Genomic DNA, 19,506 nt, shown 5'->3' on the forward strand with positions numbered 1-19,506 from the left:
TGGTCGATGTAGAGGTCATCGCGGCGGACGCCGGCGGCCAGAAGGTCCGCCTGCTGCCGGTCGGTGGATTGCTGCCGTGTCGAGACACGAGCGTATCCAATTAGTTTTGTCATGGGCTGCTCCAATGTGTCTCATAACTAATGTTGGATACAACGATTCCACCAGAAGGTTATGATACAAAGTTACGAGAATCGCCGACCGCAGAGGAACTCTACAAATGCAAGAAATGGGAGACAATCGCGTCGTCGCTGTCGTCGCTGTCGTGCAGCCGGTGAGACCTCTCATATCCTAAGGGTTATGACGGCAGGGCGTTGAAATTGGGGTCTTCCGGGTCATCTAATCGGACAGGGTATTCGGGATATGCCAAGCATCTGCACCACCCGGAAAGCGTCGAGGGTGGAGAGGGCGCCCATTCACCACCGTCTAACGGGATGCCTTGCGGGCGAGCCGCTTTCGGGACGTTAACCGCGGGCTGCCGGTCGATTTCAGTTCTCCACGGCGCATAGGATCCCCTTGCACATCGACAGAGCGGATCAACGCGCCGGCCAAAGGCACCGAAGCTCTGCCGAGACTTTACCAACCCGTCGCCGCGCGAAGATCTCCTATACGATCTGAGCAACGTCTCGATCAAAGGATGAAGATATGGAGAATACTCTGATGTTAATAGCAGGCTGCCTCGCAGTACTCGTGGGCATCCTGGTAATTATCAAACGCTCCTCCTTTACAAAATTCACGTCGGATGCTCAACGAGCTACATTCGGCAAAGCAGGCGACAAAGTTGCGGATCAGGCCAGCTCCGGAATGACGGCATTGGTTGGTGTTGTTTTCGTCCTTATCGGTGCAGCAATGGTTGTGTTGGCTTTAATCGGCGTAGAGATTTAGGAAAGCCCGACTTGGAAGTCTTCTGGCCCGCCGTACTCTTGGGTTCCGCCTTCGTGGTCCTCGGTTTCTTGATCCTGAGGTACGAACATCGAGCCCAAGACTTACTGCGTAAGCGCTATAGCAAAGCGCAAGAACGGCACCCAGAGGTTCGATTCCCCAGCAAGTCCTTCCTACCTCTCCTGGGGTGGCTCATCGTGGTCTTCGGCATCGTAGCCATCGGGCTAGGGCTCACCACGCCGCTACGCGTCGGATAGAGGTTGATCTTCACCTCAAGAGTGCCGAATAACGTTCCCAATCCGGGTGTCTCGAAACCTGTGCGCCTCGAATCCCTAGGGATTCGAGGCGCAAGGGTTTCGAGACAGTCACCTCGGATTAGCAGACGGTTCATGTCCGGGTAAGAAGCCTGGCCGCGGGCTACTTCAAGTGTCAGAGGGCTCAGGTGGCTTTTGCCCGGATATTTGCCGCTTGGATCTTTTGTTCAGCCACTGCTCGCGATACTCGTCGGTTTCCTTAGCGCGCTTGTTACCGGCCCTAGCTCCAATCCAGGTGCCCAAGCCAGCACCCAAGCCGATAAGAACGCCAGCGCCCCATTGCCAGCCCAACAAGAGCCCGAGTGTCACGACTACAGCGGCGGCGATTATCGCGGCTATTAAGACCTGGTGCTTTCCCAAGACGTTTGAGCCTCCCGAATTTGGTGATTGCGGCGGATTGGTGATTGAGACAACGGTGGGTCAGATTGTGCCATGAGAACAACCCGCACCACTACGTTCACGAGGAACTGTGGGCTGGCGGGGAACATTTGTCAGGCTCTCCTAATTTCGTCTCTTATCCCTAGGGTTATGAGACGGCAAGGTACCTCAGTTGAGAGAGGCTCACCGGGAGGCTAATCGGACAGGTCATACGGGGCTTCCGGCCGCCAGTGCCGCACGTAGGCGAGAACACGAGGCGCTGCACCCCTTCCATCGACTGACTAACGGGACGTTTTGCAGGTGGGCCTCGTCCGGAACATTAAAACAACTACTCACTAAACGGGGATGGCATAGTTGTAATTGGCGGCCGGTTACTCGGTGCGAAACTTTATAGGGGGCGCACAGGAACATGCGCTCCGCCGAGGGGGCGCGGTGAACAGCAAGCATTCCATCAGCTTTACCTTTCCGGAAATCCAAGAGTTTTGGGACCGTCTGGTTAGAAGGATGTTGATCACCTCCGCACTCTGGTTGATGCTTATTCTCGCAACTATAGGAACGAGACAGGGGATGGGAGACGGTCCTTACCTAGTCGTCCTCTTGGTGTTTGGCGGACTGCAATTAGCGCTGTCACTCGCTTATTGGAACCGAGAAAACAAGCTGGTACCGGGCATCAATCAGAGACTGGCCATCGAATTTATGTTGCGCACAGGCACCCCGACGCCGCGGGAAGACCTAGACATCCTTCAGGTTAAGCAGACCGTGACCGCGCATGATGCAGATGGCGCCCCGCACATCTGGATCGTAAAACGCCGACGTGACGTTTTCACGCTCCTCTCCGCATGAATATGCCGCGGCGGGCCGACTGGCAGGCAGGTGTTCCGATGACAGCCTGTACACTGCGCGGACGTGCAGGTTGGCGCGGTGAGTAACCTCCGGCATGGCAGGCTGCTCGGGCGCATTGGGGCGTTAACTTACTAGGGGACACATGAACTTATTCCGAGTGGTCAGAGATCTACCTCAACCCCAGAAGACCATCATGGTGGTGTATCTTGCGATTGCCGGGGCGGCCTTTCTAGCAGCCCTGATTGCCCTTTTGCTGGATAAGCCAACCCAGATAGTTGCGACGTCTTGGCTAACCGTTGGCGTGGGAGCGCTGGCTTTCCTCTTTGGCCTTGTTCTAGTCACCAATTTCCGCGAATCGGCGGTTGTTTATGCCGATATGTTCAAGAACCTTCGGCTCTGGGGCAAGACTACTCAAAAACACCTTTTGCTACACCTCGGTTCCTTCGCCTATTCGGAGCAGCGTTCATGCTGATGGGTGCTTTCAGTGTCGCGATAAGGCTCGCAGCGATGCCACTCGTCCCAGGAATCTGAGCTGCTTCCTAGACCTGATGTTGCCGGCCTCCGGCGCGGATCGACCCCGTTGAGGGTTCCCACTCGAGACACGTCAAGCTGGACTTGGAGAAGGATCGGCTGTCCGTAAGAGGATCCTCTAGGGGACGCTCACGCAGGCGGCCCCACCCGTAAAGTTGAGCACTTGCCAGCCGAAGCTGAGCTGCTCCACCAGGCTGCTCACTCGCTCAGGTCTGCTCTACGCCAGCCTCCCTGTGAACCGTTCTCGTGCATTCAGCAGGACGCCTTCGTATTCGGCTTCGTCAAACACAAAGTCGACTGCATTCTCGATTCGGTAGGTGTCCGCATCGAAGGAGTCATCCCAGCCTATGCCGGACCAGTAGACCTTTTCGTCCTCGTGGCGAATGTCGACGGTGACTCCGCCGCAACCTTCATCCCAGCAGGCACGACAGAAAAGCAGCCAGCCGCGGTTCCAATACTGGTGCGGTAGACGCCCGAGGAGCCGGTCGATTTGCTCGACAGCAAGATCGGGTCGTGCAGGCGTGAGCAGGGAAACTTCCTCCGGCGGCCTTTCCGCGCCTTCCCATTCCTGAATCCAGGTACGCAGCGACTTGCCGTCGATGAGGAAGTCTAGGTGCATCTCGACGGTCTCCTCGGCGCGCCGGAAAAACAGCAGCCTCCGCTTCCAGGTAATCCCTGGAACGTGCCGCTCTGCGAGGGACAGGACATTAGTCATGCTGCCATTCTGCCCGCTCCCATCGGGGGGGGTTGCTTCTCAATACGCCCTTCCATCGACCGACTTACAGACGGCTTGGTTCTGGGGTAGGAAGCCAGCCAAAGGCGCTGTCAGGGATCGGGTAGAAACGGGCCATAGAACAGATGTGATTGCATGAGGTATTCCTCGACCGTTTCAGCGGTCAGGATAACGTCAGGACTATGCGTGAACCCTTGTTAGTGGCCCTCGGATTGTTCTTCGTTGTCGGAGGCATAGGAACCTTCCTATGGATGCGCACGCTTGAGCGCAGGACAAGCCAGCTCGGTTGGACGGATCCACGTCAGGCGTTCAACAAGCGTCGTCGCGTTCAATTTGCCTTGTGCGTGGCGGCAGCCGCCGGCGTTTACTTGCTTGCGGTAGACAGGATCGGATTACACAACGGATTTGGGCTGGTGCTCCTTCTCGTCTCTGCGATTTGGTTTACATTCCGTAGGGACATAGCGCGATATCAGTACCAGACCATAATGACGATGTTCAACCGCCGCCGACCCGAGCCGGATGAAGCGCAACGGCAGGTCAAGGCTATGGAATCCCTCGGAATTGGTTTCAGCGTTTTGCTCTTCTCCACCGGGATTCTGTTGCTCACCTTGAACTTGGTGTTTGCCTGACGCCGGGCCCTCTTACTGCCCGCTTAACGATCCCTTGCGGGCACCCGAAGCTGCGTGTAGCCCGACTCAACGTGTCTCGTAACCCGGGCACCTCGAATCCCTAGGGTTTCGAGAGATGCAGCGGGAACTTTCAAAGGTCCCACAAGAGGTACTCATAAAGGCGGCAGAACAACTCTCGTTTCTCCGTATTCGAGCGTGACCTCTTGGGAGGCGTCCACGTCAATAGGAGTCTTGATTACGTAAGTACGGGGGGCCATATCGGCTGTACAGGCCTGGGCACCACGCGTTGCAATGCTCAACTTCAGGTGCTGGGAATTGAGGACCTCGATTGAGGACGGGAAGGCAGGACAGCTTGAACTGCCGCTGAGGACGACAGCAAACTTCGCGCCGGCATCCAGCCAGCCAGCCACTGGAACAGGAGAGGGAAACGACGGATCCTGAGCCCAGGAACCGGGTTTAGCGGTAATCGCCTCCGACGGAAGTCCGCCGCTAAATTCAGATTCGGCAATTGATGACGGGGCGGCTGAACATCCTGCGAGTATCGCGGCCAAGCCGAAAACAGAAAATCGAAGTGAAATCTCCATACGACCGAGGCTACGCTGTCGATCCGCCTCAGGTGATCGTACGAGACCGCACCGGCCGTATCGTGCAAGCAACCGTGCTCCGGATATGACGGGGGCTACCACCTTCGGATTGATTGTGGTTCAGTTCAAGCATGTCACCGCAATCCAGGCGTACGTGGGGCCAGTCTGTTACCCCTGCGTCTGATGAAGTGAAGCGGAGGTTTGGCCGGCTTTCTCGATACATGCTGGTCTTCACGCCGGTCTTGTTGATTCTGAACTTCTTGCCAATCGATTCGGAACCGTGGATCTGGATCAAAGTGATCATCCTGGGTATTGGAACTGCCATTCTGCTCGTACTGGCTGTCCGGTTTTCCTTGTGGCAACGAGATGAATATTGGAGGGAACGGGGCAGGGACCCGAAGCACCCCCAACGTTGGCCCGAAAAGGAAAACTGAGTAAGACCTCTACCCCCTATCCGAGTGTCTCCTAACCTTCCACGCCCCGAAACCCAAGGGTTAGGAGACGGTCCGTGCTCCAGTTTGGGGACCTTCACGGGGCGGCAAACCGAACAGGGCATACGGGCAACAGATGTCAGCCCCTCTTCCGGTCGAGAATCCCAGGGATGCACCCTTCCATCGACCGGCAAACGGGACGGCGTGAGGGGCGCCCGCTTACGGACATCTGATCATTTAGAGGCGGAAATCGTGTGGCGACCGTATGCCCAGCATTCGCAGTGGAAGGCCCCCAGGTGCCTCACCCAGCAATCTCGAAGATAGTGGGTGTGATTTTGATTTCCATGAACTACTTTGAAGCCATGAGCACAACGCCCTCTTCCCGTTACGGACCTCAGCCTCTGAATTGGTGCCTTCTCGCAATTGGCCTATTGACCGTCTTGCCTCCACTTCTGCGTTTGGACAACGAAGGCTGGACAGGGCCTAACGTCATCTTTGTTGCACTTGGCATCGTAATGATGTGCTTTTCGGCCGCGAGGCTCCTTCTTATGGGCAGGGAGAATCGGCAGGAACGAGACAGAAAACGAGCCGAGAGCCCGTAGAACGATCCCTAGTGTTACGCGGCGGAGGCTTCCGGTCTTTCGTCGGAACTTTGCGGTATCTGTGCCGTGGAGGGTTGTCCGATGGTCAACCCTTACCGCCAGTCACGGTTGTGTTCCAACCTGTTGGCTTCTGTAGGTCATCTTGCTGAGCGAGCGTAGCTTCTGATTATGGGGAAAATAGCGAGGGTGACAGCTACAGTAACTGTTCTCTTCGTACTCGGAACTGGCTGCAATAGCGGACAAACTACTACTGATGCATGTGTCGACTGGGTCCGTTTTGAGGACCCCCGAGATCAGTTCGACAAGGCCGAACTTGTTGCAGTGGGAAAGCCCCTGCGGCAGGACGGCGAGACGAGCATCTACAGTTATGCAGCGAGGACCCACCTTATAGAAATTGAAACTGTCCTTAAGGGCGAGCCAGGACAAGGCCCCATCCCTGTCTCGTGAATGCCCCAGACCTGCACGGGTGGGGAGTCTTATCCGGACGGTGACCCCTTGGACACCGATCAACAAGTCCTCATCTACGCGACCAAACAGGCCGACAATTGGTTCACCATGACCCCGGACCAAGGCGTTGTCCCATACGAACAAGGCTCGCCTCTCCCATTCCGATCCAGCTATACAACGCCGAAGGAGGGAGAGCAGCGAGCGTGGACCCCGGAACGCATGAGAAGCGCGACGCCAGAACCAATGCCAAGGGTCCCCTGAAGCCGGCTAACGACCTCCCGCATGGTGACATCTATAACTCTTGCGCCGGTAAAGGTTCCCCATCCAACTCGATGTCTCGAAACCTCTGCGCCTCAAAACCCTTGGGTTTCGAGGCGGTGAGGTTCCGAGACATATCGAACGCGACGCGGAGGACGTTTACCGGGTGTCCAGAAACCCTGTGAGCGCTTCTATCCACTGTTCAAATGCGTCAAGATGGGCGTCGTGTGACCCTCCGGCAAGGTCGATGCGTGTGACGTCGTTTCCCCTCTCGACAAACTGCGTTTTCTGTTCCTCCGTGAACATCCCGTCGGCAGCGTATACGACAAGTGTGGGTGCCTGGACGCGGGACCATTCCTGCCAGCGCGGTTCTGCCAGGGGTGCAAGCACCGCGACCATCACCTCCGGATCAAAGCGGGGGCGCAGGCCGTCTTCTTGGTGCTCCATGTCCTCAACCCAGGCACGCTGCAGCGGATCGTCGCCCAAGAACCCGGCCGCCGCCGCACGGTCTGGGAAGGGTACGGGCCAGGAGCGGAAGTAATCACCGAGAGCTGCATGCTCCGGGTCGTTGCCATCTCCTTCGCCGCATTCGAGGAGTACAAGAGTCCGGACCAGGTCCGGACGCGCCCCGGCAGCGAGCATAGCGGTGTGAGCGCCCATCGAGTGTCCGACTAGTTGAACCGGGGCCGATGCTTCACGTTCAATAACTGAAACAACATCGGCAACGAATGCGGCACGGGAGGTATCAGACGGTACCCTCGTGCTCCCGCCATGCCCCCGCTGGTCCACCAACACGATCTTGCGGCCCGACAAGGCGCCCGCGGTAGGAAGGAACTCCCGGCCACTACCGGCGAGGCCATGGAGGATCACGACGGCCGGCTCACACCCGGGCACGACGACGTAGCTGATATCAGTACCATCATCCGCGCGCAGGACGTGCCTTGTTTGATCCACCCAGCGATCCTACGCAACCAGTCGGCCGTCTTCAGGAGGAACCCTGGGTCTGACGCGGAACACCATCGGCTACGGCTACGTCAACGGGCTGACAGAAACCTCGGCATGGTCAGGGACACCTCCGGGTACTGTCAAGTCAGCTGGGGAACCCGAAGCGTACCCGCGTGGAATTTCGGCGAGGAGTCACTCTTTTTAGGCCGGGCTACCTTGCGCTATTTTGCACGGAGTGGCGACGTAGACTCACCTGAGCAACTACAAAATTGGGGGATGGATGTTCGATAAGAAGCGGACGTGCGGGATGTGCGGGCAGGCTCTGGCGGCCCACGATAGAGATGTTCGGTTCCGTCTCCCGGATCCAGTGCTGGAGAGCCCCGAACAGCACCGGGTCGAGGACAGCTGGCTGAGCGACCCGGACCCCAATAAAGCCACACTCATGCAGATCCCGAATATCAGTCCTTTCGTCCGTGCCCTGCTTCCGATCAAGCTGCAGGGCGGCCACGAGTTCCGGTTTGGGGTCTGGATCGCCATCCACCCCGATGACCTCCAGCACGCCTGCAGGGTCTGGAACGCGCCCCAGTACGCCGACCTCAAACTCACTGGGTACCTGGCCAACAGGGTCCAGCCCTGGGGTCTGTTCGCCGTGCCAGTAGATTTGGCTGTCCTGAACGTGGACCAGACTCCTTACTGCGTGTCCAGCTCGAACGAGGAGCTGAACGAGGTGCTAACCAAGGAGTGGCCACATGACATCCTGACGTCACTACCGTGATTCAGCAACGGCCAGCCCGCAGCCCATGGACGTTCGCCGCGGTCTGCGTGATGGTGACCTTGCTGACGCTACTGGTGTTCGGTCTGACGCAGGTGCCCGTGATCGAGCTATTGCCCGGGTACGTGGCCGCCTACCTGCTGATCGGGGGGTGCATCTTCGGCCCGCCCGGCAAACTCCCGGCACTGCGGCAGGCCGCGGCGTTCCTGCTCCCCGGCGCCCTGCTCGTGGTCCTGGCGCTGCTCGACCTGGGTTTTTGGTGCGGCGGCTGGCTGCTCGGGCTCCCGGCCTGGGGGCTGCTGCTGAACCGATGGACGATGGCGAACCCGCTCCGGACCGTGGACGTGTTGAAATTCTTTGGGCTGCTGGTGCTAGCCCTGGTGGTCTTCACGTTCAACATCCTCTGGGTGATTTTCAGCCTCGGCCTGTTCCTGCTCCCGATAGTCCCCCTGGTCCGGCTGGCCCACCCTGAGTACCGGGCCAGGCCTCTGCAGGCGGCTGTAGAGGTACTTCTGGCCGTGGCCTCCGTCATTATTGCCTTTGCCATTCCCACCCCCGAAGGGTCATGGTCCTCGCCCTGGGTGTATGCGGGCGGAGCCGCGACGGCTGGACTCATCATCACATATTGGGCCTGGAGCGTCCCCCGCCGCTCCCGGCGCCCGCAGCTCAATAACGGAGCCATCGTTTAGCTTCCGGTCTCCTAACGGGGAATGGTGCTGAGGCCCACTCTCATAACCCTAGGGTTCCAAGACAGCGAGCACGTGATATGCCAACCGGCTCCGGGGGCAGCGGATATTCTCAAGGTCTGTGAGACAACCTCGCCCCCGTATCCATCACCGATAAAAACGGCATAGGCAGCACCCGCTGGAAGAAGATCGGCTAAGCGTCAGATGGTGCTATTTTGCGGTTGGTACAGCCGTTCCATGGGTGTAAGTCGCCTTGCCAGCGGTGCTGAGATCGATGCGACCACCCTGATAGTTCTGCGACGTTCCCCTGGAAGTCTTATAAGCATCCGTCTTCGGGTAACCGAGGCGGCCGTTCTCGTAACCAGCCTTACCCCAAGCGGCATGCATCGCTCCGGTTGACAGGCGGGCACCCGTCGTTGGAGACCAGTAGATCAGACCACCACGGAATGCCTGGTAGTAACCGCCATTCTTGATCTTGGTCATGTTGTTGCTAGCTGTACCTAGCCAGGTTGCTCCCTGCCAGCGCGCGCCGATGGCTCCGGACTGGGCAAATGCCGTCTTGCCATTCCATGTGATGGAGATGCCGTTCTGGAACTTCTGCGCCCTACCGCCCGGAACTGCGTACTCGTCAGTCGTCGGGTAACCATAGGAGCCGTTGTAGGCTCCTGCGCTTGACCACCTATTACGGATGGCACCACCGGAAATCTTAGCGCCTGTGTTAGGTGACCAGTAAATGCCGCCGCCCTGATAAGCGCGTGCCGCCCCACCGTTCTTCAGTCCAGTGAGTTCTTTGTTAGTCGGGCTTTTCAGACCTCCAGCGACGCTGCCTGAAGCCGCGTACTTGCCCATGATCGCGCCGAACGGATTGCTGGAGTACGGAGTGAACACGTCATCCACCGCTCCCATGATGATCCTGTCACCGGGTCGCGCTGAGCGGAGAAACCGTGTTGTTGTAGCTAGGCTCGTGGATACGCAACCTGCTGACGTGGTGCGACCAGCGTGCAGGAAGATCGCATACGAAGCGCCCTGCGTCACTTTCATGTCCGGCGCGCGGTTGTAGTTAATAACTGCCGCCTGCTCGTAGTAACCCTGATTCATGTACGTCCAGAGGTTCTCGTCAGAGGGTCCACCGCGACCCTCGAAGTACTGGTTGTAAGTAGCTCCGTATTCGCCACCCCAGCGCGAGTTAAGATTCACCTTGTTGTACTTCAACGCCGTGCCCGGATTGGAGCGACCAAGCGACTCAGTGACGCTATAGGAACCAGTCGGAGACTTGAAGGTGTCCTCCCATGTCAATCCGGGCGCAGCGAATCCTTTGAGGCCGACGTAGCCCCAGTCCTGCCACTCTTGAACATAAGTGTTCCCGCGCCGCGCGCAGCTCGTGAGGGTGGCAACGTTCGCGTCACGCGTTGTTGTGGTGACGAAAGTGACACGGCTTGCTCCGAAGGTGGAGTATTTTGTTTGACCCGACGTTGCGCGTGCACAGGGGTTATATACCTGCCCCGCAGCCTGCGCTGCCGGTGCGGGTGCCACCAGAAGCGCCGCAGCACTGACAAGCACCGCAACAGCAACCGTGGTGATCCTTTTCACTGACATGGGGAGTGACTTCCTGGTCAAAACTATCCAGAAAGTTTTCTGGCCATTGTCAATATAACCGATTCCATACCATTGGCCGTCTAATCAGTAATGACAACTGAGGCGACATCGATCCCGATCTTCCGCTGATTCAAATCGATATTTCTACCTGCTTCTTTCCAAGAACTTCGACAGGACATTTAGACCAATTCCAGACGTCGTCGATCAGCCAGCGGGCGACGGCGGCGAAGATTATTAGAATTGGCCGCTGCCAGCTATCGCGTAGGGGGCCGCTCACTGCGCATCTACGCGGAAGACTGACCAAGGAGAGGTCAAAAACGATGTTCAATGTTCTTAAGGTCGGTGAGGACGGCCGGCGCTTCCTGACCGGCCAACACGGCGAATCATCAGTGAGCGCCCCTCCCCCCTGCCGACGCCCCCACCTTTCTGGTCACCAGGGAGCACAGACGATTCGAAGAATTCGCCGATATGGTGCGCAAAACCGGCATATCGACGTTTGCCACGGACCGCCAGGCGTCGGAAAAACACTCTCCGCGCGAACCTATGCGCGTGCAAACGGATGGAACGAAGGTGGGCACCATTCAGACCGTCCTGCTGGCACCGATCGAATTGACATACTCATCCATCCCTCAGACCTACGGAGCACATAAGCAAAAGACGATCGGCTTACGGGTCGACTTCCACCGGGGGCGCCACCGCGACCGTCGCGACGAACAAGGGCCTCAACGTGCAGACCGCAGCAGAAGTGGAGGCGGCCGTGTACCCGGGTCTGGCGCTTCTCGCCGGGGCTCCTCGCGGCCGGCATCGCGATACCCCCAGCCGTCGCCATGAGGATGCGCCGCTTGGAGCGCACCCGGAAGTAAGCACACCTAATTGGAACCGCAGACAACGTCCAGCCAACCCTGCCCCGTACGCCGGCGCTGGTTGGCCGTTCCTGCCCTTGCCGCGGCGGGTCTGGCAGCCGCTCCTTACCTGACGCCCTCAGGGCGACGGCGGCAGCACCGCCGTCGCCCCTTCCACCGCTCCTTCCGCGCTGAGTTCACCGAGCGCAACCGCTGCCCGCAAGCCGTCTGCGCCCACAGCAGCAGCGTCCCCTGCAGGTCTCAATCGAGGCTGCAGACCTCGAGGTGCGTGTGCTGCCGCTGACGCCGAATGCGCACGAGCTGTCCTCAAAATTGCTCGTACCGCCGCTCACGCTTGATGCCTACTGGCTCACTCGTTACGGCGTGCGAGCTCGAGCAACAGCACGTACATCGTCGGGCACAGCTGGGACGGTAGGGATGCTCCGTTCAACCGTCTCAGCGACAACAGCCTCGCGGGTAAGGCGGTCACTGTGACCACCGTGAAGGGGACACTGAAGTATGTGGTGGATGATCCGGTGACGACGCACGACAAGAACACGCTCAAGGACAGCGACATCTGGAACGTCGTACCCAACCGGGTAGTGCTCATCAGCTGTTACACCCAGGACCCGTGGGGCAAGAACGTGGTGGTCACGGCCTCCCCGCCGCTCGTCCCGGTCATCATCCGGCTGGGCAGCGTCAGCCTGCCGCGAGCGCTGTATTGACGAGCTTGGCCAGTTCGGGTGCGTCAGCTGCGGTGACCGCTCCGACGGCGCCGCTCTTCATCACAGTGACCGCCAAATTCCCTTTAACTCCCGTCACGGTGACATTACAGACCTGTTTCTGCCCGGTCGGGGTGGTCTGGATAGTCAGGGCGGCCAGCGACTTATCGGCCTGCACCGCGGCGTCCAGGGGTTTCAGCTCACTGGTGACCTTCTTCCCCTGCAACTCGATAGTGTACGTCGAACAGTCATTCAACGCCGCTGCGCTCTTCTCGAACTGGGCCGTCATCACTGAAGGGTCTTGGACGGAGAACACTGTCACGACCGTCGCCGTTTTGGCCTTCCCCGCCAGAGTCGCCCCGGCAGCGTAGGTGCTGCCCTCGGGAACCTGGGTGTTGTTATCGATCAGAACGCCGCAGGACTCGGGCGTAATGACGGCCGTCTTGAGCAACTCCCGGGCCGCGATCATCCCTTGGTCGATCTGAGCGGCCGGGGCCACGATCAGCTCCTGCCCCTGAGCATCCTTCAGGCCGGCGACAATCGCTCTGAGGTCCTCGTTGCTGTAGGCCTTGGCCGCCGGTAAGGGGGGCGGCGCGGATGAGGAAGCGGCCGCAGGCGGTGCGGTCGTATTGGTTTGGTCAGAGCCGCCGCAGCCGGTGAGGCTTAACGCCGCTGCTGCCATGGCAAGTGTCGCTGGAATGATGCTGCTGTGCATGAGTGATTCCCCGTCCCCTTAGGCCGGTCTGCCTGCGGATTTTCGCGGGCGCATCCCGGAACCGCGCCATCAAGGGCGGAATGGCCGGCATTGGCCCCCTTCACCCGGCTGGCGCGAATGCTCAGAGCCTACGACCGGCGGGCAGCCAGCAACAGGGCCGCCCAGTACCTGTCTTTCGCCAACTCACCACCTGCTTACCTGACCACCTCTGCACCATACGGGCTCCGAGAACACATACCCGTGCTTCCGCAGAGAGTCCCCATACTTCCGGGCACCTGCGGCGAAAACCAGCACCTGCTGCCGGCGGCTTTTCAGGACCTGTTGGGCGGCCGCGACCACATTCCATCGCGGTTGAGATGCCGTCCCGGTTCCCTGGAACAGGGACACCCTAGCGGGGCACTCCCCCGGCCAGGGTCGTAGAGATCGCCTCGACCCTGCCCGGAGAGCATCCGGGCGACTGTGGTTCGCAATGAGCAAGCGAGCCGCATCAGCGTCACTCACCCCCGGAGGATTTCGTCGGTGTAGGGCGTTACTACTACCTGCAGGTTGTCCTCTTCGGCCATCACCGACCACGCCCGACTTGTCTCGGCCCGCGGAGAGCCAGGAGACGGAGGCTGCGTGGCGGTGGGCCACTGCCGGCAACAACTGCGCCACACCCGGGAAAGGCGCAGGAATACCCTAACCTGGCCGGTATTTGTCACCCTGCAGCCCGTAAAAGGGGAACCTCCAACGGGTCATTACTGGGAGGGTGGGCAGCGAGTCGGACCTATTGCGCGGCCACGAGCTCTATTTCGAAGCCATCTGAGTTCTCGAGATACGCCGCGTAATGCTCGCGGCCGCCGGCGTGTGGATACTTCTCCGGGAACAACGGTGTCCAGCCGTACTCAGCACTGTCTCTAACCAGTGCGTCCACGCGGAGCCGACTGGCCACCGAGAACGCCAAGTGATTCAAACCAGGCGCCGTTCGTTGATGATGCCGGCCACTCAAATCCGGCGATTCTTCTAGAACTATGTATGTAGAACCATTCACCCAACTGATTCCATTTGGCCATGTCTGGTATGCCGCGTACCCCAAGGTGGACAATACCCAGCCCCACTCAGTGGTGGCTCTCTTCAGATCCGGCACCCACAGTTCGATATGGTGCAATGCACCTTCTGACACGTCACTCACTTTGTGAGTCTTTCACACGTCCAATGCTGTGCTATCTAATCCCCTCCTTCGCGCATTTCGCGTTAAAAAACCGGGAACCATAACCGGGAGCACTCGCCTTCCATAGTCACTTTGGGCGCAACACTGCCCTCTTCGTGACTTTTATGGCAGTTATGTGGTTGCTGATTGCGCTCATCGGAGGGCCGGAACCAACACCAACCGCGTCTCCGTGACGCCCGGGACGAATCCCGAGCCAGGGCCACGTTCATCTTCACCAAACTGGACCGCCTCGCCCGGTCAGTTCGTGACGTCTCCCAAAGCGCCGATGATTTGGCGGCCAGGGAATCAAAACTCAGTATCAGCGGCTCCGTTTACGATCTCCCACCGACCCAATGGGCAAGCTCCTATTCAACGCCACGGTTGCCGAACTCGAAGGTGACCTCATCAGGCTCCGAACGAAGGAAGGAAGGAAGGAAGATCCCAAGGGCGAAAGGCCGGCTTCGGGGTAAGAAGCCTAAGGCGTCGCCCAAGCAGGAAGCGCTCCTGGTCCAGCTGCACGGCGCCGGCGAACACACTATGTCAGAGCTGGCGGATTTGTTCCCGGCTGGGAGGTCAATTGTCTACCGCACACTGGACCGCGCCGGCTTCAGCGAAGCCGCCGCAGAGGCTAAGAAGCCCGGGCAGGGCCAATAGTGCAGGCAAACTTGTGCCCACCCCTCAGCGGCCGGTGTCGCCTTTAGTAGGGCCCCTACAAAATACGCGCAGACCTCCCCCAGTAACGTCGGCAGTACATTAGATTCCGCTTGTACAACCCGGACAGGACCACCATGAGCAACACCGACACTGCCGTCAAAAACTCCGCCACCAGCCGGCGCCGCCGCTGGAACGCCACCGACCTTGGGCTGATCGCCGTCTTCGCTGCCCTCGTCGCCGGCGCCGCCCTGGTGCCCGGACTGGCCGTCAACGGCTTCGGCGTCCCCATTACCTTCCAGACACTCGCGGTGATGCTCACCGGGCTGGTCCTTGGCCCGGGACGTGGCTTCGCCGCCGTCGGACTCTACGTCCTCCTTGGCCTCGCCGGCCTGCCGATCTTCAGCCAGGGCCGCAGCGGCCTGGGCATCCTCGCGGGTCCATCCGCCGGCTACATCATCGCCTTCCCCATCGCCGCCCTGGTGGTCGGTTGGCTGGCCACCGTGGTGATCCGCCGGACCACCAAAACCCGTGCCCTGTGGCTGTTCCTGTCGGCCACCATCACCAGCGTTGTGTTCGTGCACTCACTCGGCATCGCCGGCATCGTCCTGAACACCAAGGCCACCCTCGAACAGGCCTTCTTGGGCGACGTCGTCTTCTACCCGGGAGACGTGGTTAAGAACATCCTCGCAGCGGTTATCGCCGTCGCCCTCCACCGCGCCTTCCCGGACATCCTGGTTCGCCGCGTGCGGCGGAGCGTCCCCCAGCTCACGAAGGCCTAAGGCGTCCACCCATGCCAGTAGTCACCTTTGACCAGGTAACAGTCGCAGTAGAAACTGACCACAGCCCGGAGCCGAAGGTCCTTCTCGACGCAGTCAACCTTGAGCTGAAGGAACGTCGCGTTGGCGTTATCGGTGCAAATGGCTCGGGGAAGTCCACGCTGCTGCGCCTGGTCAACGGCCTCGTGCAGCCCACGGCCGGCACTGTCTCGGTCAACGGTGACAATACAGTCCGTGCCGTCCGGAAAGTCCGCAGAAACGTCGGCTTTGTCTTCACCGATCCCCTGTCCCAGTTGGTGATGCCCACGGGACGGGAGGACGTGGAACTGTCACTGCGCCGCTCCATCAAAAATGGCACGGAACGGCGACATGCGGCCGAGACCGCTTTGGAGCGGCTGGGGCTTCTGCGCCTCGCGGACCAGAGCATCTACGAACTGTCAGGCGGCGAACGGCAGCTTGTGGCGCTCGCCGCCGTGCTCGCCGTGGACCCCGCCGTGCTGGTGCTGGATGAGCCGTCCACCCTGCTGGATCTCCGCAACCGCGAACTCCTTCGCAGAACGCTGTCCGGACTGGAACAGCAGATCATCATGTCCACCCACGACCTTGACCTCGCCCGGGAGATGGACCGGGTGCTGGTCATCGAAAGCGGAAAGGTAGCGTTCGACGGCGGCCCGGAGGAGGCTGTTGCAGCGTACCGTTCCCTGTGCATGGACGGCCTGCAGACCCAGGGACCGGGCAGCATATGAGGGGCCACGGCTTCCTCCTAGCCAACTACGTGCCGGGGAACTCCCTTATTCACGGGTCACCGTTGGCACTGAAGTTCCTCCTGGTGTTCGGCTGCGGTCTGGCGTCGTTCATCATCCAGGACTGGCGTATCTCCGGCGCGGTACTCGCAGGCCTCGTCGGCCTCTTCCTGCTGGCGGGCGCCGGCCTGAAACGGCTTTGGGTCGCCGTCCGGCCGCTCGCCGCCGTCCTGCTGGTGATCGGACTCTTCCAGTGGTGGCAGCTGGGGGCACCCACTGCAGCCCGTATTGTCCTGAACATCCTCGTGTGCGTGGTGGCGGCGTCGCTGCTGACCGCCACCACCCCGGTGCAGGTGCTCCTGGACGGAGTGGTCAAAGCGGTGGGCCCCTTCAAAAGGTTCGGTGCGGATCCCGAGCGGTTCGCCCTCACCATCGGCATCATGCTTCGGAGCATCCCCTACATTGCCGGCACGTTCGCCGACGTCCGGGATTCAGCCCGGGCCAGAGGGCTGGAGCGAAATCCGCGCGCCCTGATCCTGCCGGTGTTCATTACCTCCGTGGCCTTCGCCCGGCAGACTGGCGAGGCGCTCGCCGCCCGCGGCCTGGGCGAGGCCGAGGACTAAGAGCCCAAGAGGCGAGCTACAACCGCTCGTACTGCAGCAAGGCGGCGGTTCCCATGCCGCCGGCGATGCTGATCATGGCCAGCGCCCGGCTCCCCGGCGTCCCGGTTCGGCGCGCCTGTGCCAGCAGGCGGGTCACCAGGACAGCACCCGACGCGCCGTACGCGTGCCCCAAAGCCAGCGCCCCGCCGTCGAGATTCACCCGCTGCGCGTTGATGCCCAACTCATCAAGGCAGGCAAGGGTCTGGGACGCGAACGCCTCATTGAATTCCACCAGGCCCAGCTCATCCGCCGCCACGCCCGCGGCGCCCAGCACATTGCGCGCTGCGGCGGCGGCACCCACGCCAAGCAGTTCAGGGTCCACCCCGGCCGTCCCCGTACCAAGCACCAGCAAACCGTCCGGCACGCCCAGGTCCCGCGCCCGCTGCAGGGAAGTGATGACGACGGCGGAGGCGGCGTCCGCGTCGAAGCAGGAGTTTCCCGCGGTGACAGTTCCCCCGTCCACGAAGGCGGGCGCGAACCGTGCAGTCACCGCGGCAGTCAGCCCGCGCCGCGGCCCGTCGTCCGCAGCAACAGTTCCGGCGCTGGTATCCAGCGGGACCAGTTCGCCGTCGAAATTCCCGGCTTCTGCGGCGGCAAGGGCCAAGCGGTGGCTGCGCAGGGCGAACGCGTCCTGCCGTTCCCTGCTGACGCCAAACTTTCGCGCCACGTTTTCCGCCGCCACACCCATGTCCGGGTCGCCGAAGCTGTCCGGCACAAACTGTGCCCGGGCGTAGAACTCCGGCCCGCCTTCGTCGTTCCGGTGCGCACGCAAGGGCGCGGTACTGGTGCTTTCCACTCCTCCGGCCAGATACAGCGGATTGCCACCGGCCGCCACCAGCCCGGCGGTGAGCACGATCGCATCCAGTCCAGAGCCGCACTGCCGGTCAACGGTAAGGCCGGGCACATTGACCGGCAGGCCCGCCTGCAACAGTGCAAGCCGAGCCACGTTTCCGCCCCCACCCACGGCATTGCCAATCACCACATCGGTGACAGCGCCAGGCTGCATCCCCGGGCCCGCCACGAGCTCCCGCAGCACCGGCGCCAGAAGCTCGTGGGCCCGGAGTTTCCGCAAAGCGCCGTTGCTGCGGCATACAGGAGTGCGTCGGGCCGCGACGATGACGGGCTGGCGGTCCGGCGGAAGGAGCTCAGGCGCCAAGGTTCCGGACCCTGTGGTCTCCCGAGCTGATCCAGTCCAGCAGCAGGTTCCGGCTGACCTTGCCGCGGTCCGTGGTGGGAAGTTCGGTGACCGCATAGTACTGAAGCGGCCACTTGTCCCGGGCCAGGATGTTCTCCAATCCCGCCTTCAGCTGGGTTGCAGTAACAGCACCGGCGGACGGCACGATGCCTGCCACCACCCGCTGGCCCCGAAGGTCGTCCGGCATCCCGGCGGCGACGGCAGCGGCGACGCCGGGCACGGCAGCCAGTGCCAGTTCCACCTCGTGCGGATAGACGTTCTTGCCGGCAGTGAGGATCATGTCTGCACGGCGCCCCAGGATGTGCAGCTCCCCCGCCTCGACGTAGCCCTGGTCCCCCACGGTAAACCAGCCGTCAAAAGACCTCAACGCCTGGCCGTCATCGCCCCAAAGGTAGCCGTTGCTGACCATCGCGCTGCGCACGCAGATGTTGCCGGCCGCCCCGTCCGGAAGCCGCGTCCCGGCATCGTCCAGGATCCTCACGTCGACGCCGGGAAAGGGACGCCCGATGCCGGTCCCGCCCACCGCCGCGGCTTCCCCGGCAGGAAGGCCTGCCCCGGAGACAAAGCTCAGCTCCGAGGCACCGTAGTACTCAAAGATGGTGGCGTTCGGGGCCCAGCGTCGTGCCGCTTCGAGGGTCCGGGCGTCGAGCTTGGAGCCGGCGCAGATGATGGTGCGCACCCCGGAGGCGTCCACGCATCCCGTCATCCCGCGCTCGCTGAGCATCCTCAGCATGGTGGGCACCAGCACCAGGCGGGTGACGCGGTCGTGCGTGATGGCCGCGTGGACGTCGCCGACGTCGAACGTTTCGAGGGTCTGGAATTCCGAGCCGGCGTAGAGGCACTCGGCCAGCGCGTAGAGGTTCAGGCTCGCGGCCAGCGGACCCGGCGCCAGCGTCACATCGCCCGCGCTGAGCCCGAAGAACTCGATGGAGGCGTCGAAGGATTCCTGCCAGGACCGCCGGGACCGCGTAAAGGCCTTTGGCACCGAGGTGGTGCCGGACGTGAGGCCGATGAGGAAGGTGGACTCCGGCGCGCCGTCGGCAAGGTCATCGTCCGGGGACACCGCCGCGGGCTGCGCGAATGAGTCGGCGCGGCGCACGATGTCCTCCTGCAACGAGGCAGGCCAGGTGGGATCGAGGACGGCGCATTGGCGTCCGCCGGCCACGGCGGCCGCGAACTTCACAGCGAAATTTACCGAGTTGGCCTCAGACAGGGCAGTCACCGCTTTGGTCTCGGGGACCATGGCGGCAGCTGAATCGCGGAGTTCCGCCCAGGTGAGGCGGTGACCGGCAACCACGACGGCGGTGTCGTGCGGCCGTTCTTCGGCCCAGCGCTGGATTCTGTTGAGGAAAGGCATCGGATCAACTTTACCGGCGGGCG

At 61.1% G+C, this 19,506-nt stretch carries 20 protein-coding genes; 11 read left to right on the forward strand and 9 right to left on the reverse strand.

Annotated features, from left to right (window positions below; translation table 11 throughout):
• Nucleotides 1–113: recombinase family protein (locus CXQ88_RS17950; RefSeq protein WP_181037597.1), on the reverse strand; the 113-nt coding region annotated here is incomplete at its 3' end.
• Nucleotides 114–642: 529 nt separating this feature from the next.
• Here CXQ88_RS17950 and CXQ88_RS17955 point away from each other — a divergent pair.
• The 3 genes from CXQ88_RS17955 (at nt 643) to CXQ88_RS17970 (ending at nt 2,886) form a co-directional block, all read left to right on the forward strand.
• On the forward strand, nt 643–882 hold the full coding sequence (locus CXQ88_RS17955) for a hypothetical protein (protein ID WP_104045491.1): 240 nt from the start codon (nt 643–645) through the stop codon (nt 880–882).
• Between the two features lie 1,121 nt (nt 883–2,003).
• On the forward strand, nt 2,004–2,414 hold the full coding sequence (locus CXQ88_RS17965) for a hypothetical protein (protein ID WP_104045493.1): 411 nt from the start codon (nt 2,004–2,006) through the stop codon (nt 2,412–2,414).
• Between the two features lie 193 nt (nt 2,415–2,607).
• Nucleotides 2,608–2,886, forward strand: a complete 279-nt coding sequence (locus tag CXQ88_RS17970) for a hypothetical protein (RefSeq protein WP_104045494.1) — start codon at nt 2,608–2,610, stop codon at nt 2,884–2,886.
• Between the two features lie 276 nt (nt 2,887–3,162).
• Here CXQ88_RS17970 and CXQ88_RS17975 read toward each other — a convergent pair whose 3' ends face one another.
• Entirely contained in the window at nt 3,163–3,660 is a 498-nt protein-coding gene (locus CXQ88_RS17975) for a hypothetical protein (protein ID WP_104045495.1), read from the reverse strand.
• A gap of 200 nt (nt 3,661–3,860) precedes the next feature.
• Between CXQ88_RS17975 and CXQ88_RS17980 the strand changes: the two genes are divergently transcribed.
• Complete coding sequence (locus CXQ88_RS17980) at nt 3,861–4,307, forward strand: hypothetical protein (RefSeq protein ID WP_104045547.1); 447 nt, start codon at nt 3,861–3,863, stop codon at nt 4,305–4,307.
• A gap of 152 nt (nt 4,308–4,459) precedes the next feature.
• Here the strand turns inward: CXQ88_RS17980 and CXQ88_RS21635 are convergent, their stop codons facing one another.
• Complete coding sequence (locus CXQ88_RS21635; protein WP_146069242.1) at nt 4,460–4,891, reverse strand: hypothetical protein; 432 nt, start codon at nt 4,889–4,891, stop codon at nt 4,460–4,462.
• A gap of 1,897 nt (nt 4,892–6,788) precedes the next feature.
• Nucleotides 6,789–7,583, reverse strand: coding sequence for an alpha/beta fold hydrolase (locus tag CXQ88_RS17990; RefSeq protein WP_258061986.1), 795 nt, complete (start codon nt 7,581–7,583; stop codon nt 6,789–6,791).
• A 271-nt stretch (nt 7,584–7,854) separates the two neighbouring features.
• Here CXQ88_RS17990 and CXQ88_RS17995 point away from each other — a divergent pair, with 271 nt between their 5' ends.
• Together CXQ88_RS17995 and CXQ88_RS18000 are read left to right on the forward strand one after the other, a co-directional pair.
• On the forward strand, nt 7,855–8,349 hold the full coding sequence (locus tag CXQ88_RS17995; protein ID WP_104045497.1) for a DUF2199 domain-containing protein: 495 nt from the start codon (nt 7,855–7,857) through the stop codon (nt 8,347–8,349).
• Entirely contained in the window at nt 8,346–9,035 is a 690-nt protein-coding gene (locus CXQ88_RS18000; RefSeq protein WP_104045498.1) for a hypothetical protein, read from the forward strand. The genes CXQ88_RS17995 and CXQ88_RS18000 overlap by 4 nt, the downstream gene beginning before the upstream one ends.
• Before the next feature lie 207 nt (nt 9,036–9,242).
• On the opposite strand, the gene CXQ88_RS18005 is transcribed toward CXQ88_RS18000, so the two are convergent.
• Nucleotides 9,243–10,628 (reverse strand): hypothetical protein, encoded by a 1,386-nt coding sequence (locus CXQ88_RS18005; protein WP_104045499.1) that lies wholly within the window; start codon nt 10,626–10,628, stop codon nt 9,243–9,245.
• A gap of 1,333 nt (nt 10,629–11,961) precedes the next feature.
• Between CXQ88_RS18005 and CXQ88_RS22450 the strand changes: the two genes are divergently transcribed.
• Nucleotides 11,962–12,195 (forward strand): hypothetical protein, encoded by a 234-nt coding sequence (locus CXQ88_RS22450; RefSeq protein WP_373637781.1) that lies wholly within the window; start codon nt 11,962–11,964, stop codon nt 12,193–12,195.
• On the opposite strand, the gene CXQ88_RS18020 is transcribed toward CXQ88_RS22450, so the two are convergent.
• Both CXQ88_RS18020 and CXQ88_RS18025 read right to left on the reverse strand, forming a co-directional pair.
• Nucleotides 12,170–12,907 (reverse strand): hypothetical protein, encoded by a 738-nt coding sequence (locus tag CXQ88_RS18020; RefSeq protein ID WP_104045500.1) that lies wholly within the window; start codon nt 12,905–12,907, stop codon nt 12,170–12,172. The two genes, CXQ88_RS22450 and CXQ88_RS18020, sit on opposite strands and share 26 nt — an antisense overlap.
• A gap of 766 nt (nt 12,908–13,673) precedes the next feature.
• Nucleotides 13,674–14,078 (reverse strand): VOC family protein, encoded by a 405-nt coding sequence (locus CXQ88_RS18025; protein ID WP_104045501.1) that lies wholly within the window; start codon nt 14,076–14,078, stop codon nt 13,674–13,676.
• Nucleotides 14,079–14,243: 165 nt separating this feature from the next.
• On the opposite strand from CXQ88_RS18025, the gene CXQ88_RS22455 reads away from it, so the two are divergent.
• The 4 genes from CXQ88_RS22455 to CXQ88_RS18045 all read left to right on the forward strand — a co-directional run bounded on the left by CXQ88_RS22455 (nt 14,244) and on the right by CXQ88_RS18045 (nt 16,892).
• Nucleotides 14,244–14,750, forward strand: a complete 507-nt coding sequence (locus tag CXQ88_RS22455) for a recombinase family protein (RefSeq protein ID WP_441296485.1) — start codon at nt 14,244–14,246, stop codon at nt 14,748–14,750.
• A 134-nt stretch (nt 14,751–14,884) separates the two neighbouring features.
• On the forward strand, nt 14,885–15,529 hold the full coding sequence (locus CXQ88_RS18035; RefSeq protein WP_104045502.1) for a biotin transporter BioY: 645 nt from the start codon (nt 14,885–14,887) through the stop codon (nt 15,527–15,529).
• An 11-nt stretch (nt 15,530–15,540) separates the two neighbouring features.
• The gene (locus tag CXQ88_RS18040) at nt 15,541–16,272 is read left to right on the forward strand and encodes an energy-coupling factor ABC transporter ATP-binding protein (protein WP_104045503.1); all 732 of its coding nucleotides are present in this window, start codon (nt 15,541–15,543) and stop codon (nt 16,270–16,272) included.
• On the forward strand, nt 16,269–16,892 hold the full coding sequence (locus CXQ88_RS18045) for an energy-coupling factor transporter transmembrane component T family protein (protein ID WP_104045504.1): 624 nt from the start codon (nt 16,269–16,271) through the stop codon (nt 16,890–16,892). The genes CXQ88_RS18040 and CXQ88_RS18045 overlap by 4 nt, the downstream gene beginning before the upstream one ends.
• 16 nt (nt 16,893–16,908) lie before the next feature.
• Here the strand turns inward: CXQ88_RS18045 and CXQ88_RS18050 are convergent, their stop codons facing one another.
• Together CXQ88_RS18050 and CXQ88_RS18055 are read right to left on the reverse strand one after the other, a co-directional pair.
• A complete protein-coding gene (locus CXQ88_RS18050; RefSeq protein WP_258061987.1) occupies nt 16,909–18,087 on the reverse strand; it encodes a thiolase family protein in 1,179 nt (392 codons plus the stop codon).
• Nucleotides 18,077–19,483 carry a class I adenylate-forming enzyme family protein gene (locus tag CXQ88_RS18055; protein WP_104045506.1) on the reverse strand — a complete coding sequence of 469 codons (1,407 nt, stop codon included), beginning with the start codon at nt 19,481–19,483 and terminating at the stop codon, nt 18,077–18,079. The genes CXQ88_RS18050 and CXQ88_RS18055 overlap by 11 nt, the downstream gene beginning before the upstream one ends.
• Nucleotides 19,484–19,506: the final 23 nt, after the last annotated feature.

Origin of the sequence: Arthrobacter sp. ZGTC412 (assembly GCF_002929215.1) — a bacterium.
Classification (GTDB): domain Bacteria; phylum Actinomycetota; class Actinomycetes; order Actinomycetales; family Micrococcaceae; genus Arthrobacter.

Coding starts and splice junctions, on each gene's coding strand:
- CXQ88_RS18055 (WP_104045506.1), bottom strand. CDS start 19,483: ATGCCTTTCCTCAACAGAATCCAGCGCTGGGCCGAAGAACGGCCGCAC.
- CXQ88_RS17995 (WP_104045497.1), top strand. CDS start 7,855: ATGTTCGATAAGAAGCGGACGTGCGGGATGTGCGGGCAGGCTCTGGCG.
- CXQ88_RS17975 (WP_104045495.1), bottom strand. CDS start 3,660: ATGACTAATGTCCTGTCCCTCGCAGAGCGGCACGTTCCAGGGATTACC.
- CXQ88_RS21635 (WP_146069242.1), bottom strand. CDS start 4,891: ATGGAGATTTCACTTCGATTTTCTGTTTTCGGCTTGGCCGCGATACTC.
- CXQ88_RS18040 (WP_104045503.1), top strand. CDS start 15,541: ATGCCAGTAGTCACCTTTGACCAGGTAACAGTCGCAGTAGAAACTGAC.
- CXQ88_RS18035 (WP_104045502.1), top strand. CDS start 14,885: ATGAGCAACACCGACACTGCCGTCAAAAACTCCGCCACCAGCCGGCGC.
- CXQ88_RS17980 (WP_104045547.1), top strand. CDS start 3,861: ATGCGTGAACCCTTGTTAGTGGCCCTCGGATTGTTCTTCGTTGTCGGA.
- CXQ88_RS17955 (WP_104045491.1), top strand. CDS start 643: ATGGAGAATACTCTGATGTTAATAGCAGGCTGCCTCGCAGTACTCGTG.
- CXQ88_RS18045 (WP_104045504.1), top strand. CDS start 16,269: ATGAGGGGCCACGGCTTCCTCCTAGCCAACTACGTGCCGGGGAACTCC.
- CXQ88_RS18005 (WP_104045499.1), bottom strand. CDS start 10,628: ATGTCAGTGAAAAGGATCACCACGGTTGCTGTTGCGGTGCTTGTCAGT.
- CXQ88_RS18020 (WP_104045500.1), bottom strand. CDS start 12,907: ATGCACAGCAGCATCATTCCAGCGACACTTGCCATGGCAGCAGCGGCG.
- CXQ88_RS17970 (WP_104045494.1), top strand. CDS start 2,608: ATGGTGGTGTATCTTGCGATTGCCGGGGCGGCCTTTCTAGCAGCCCTG.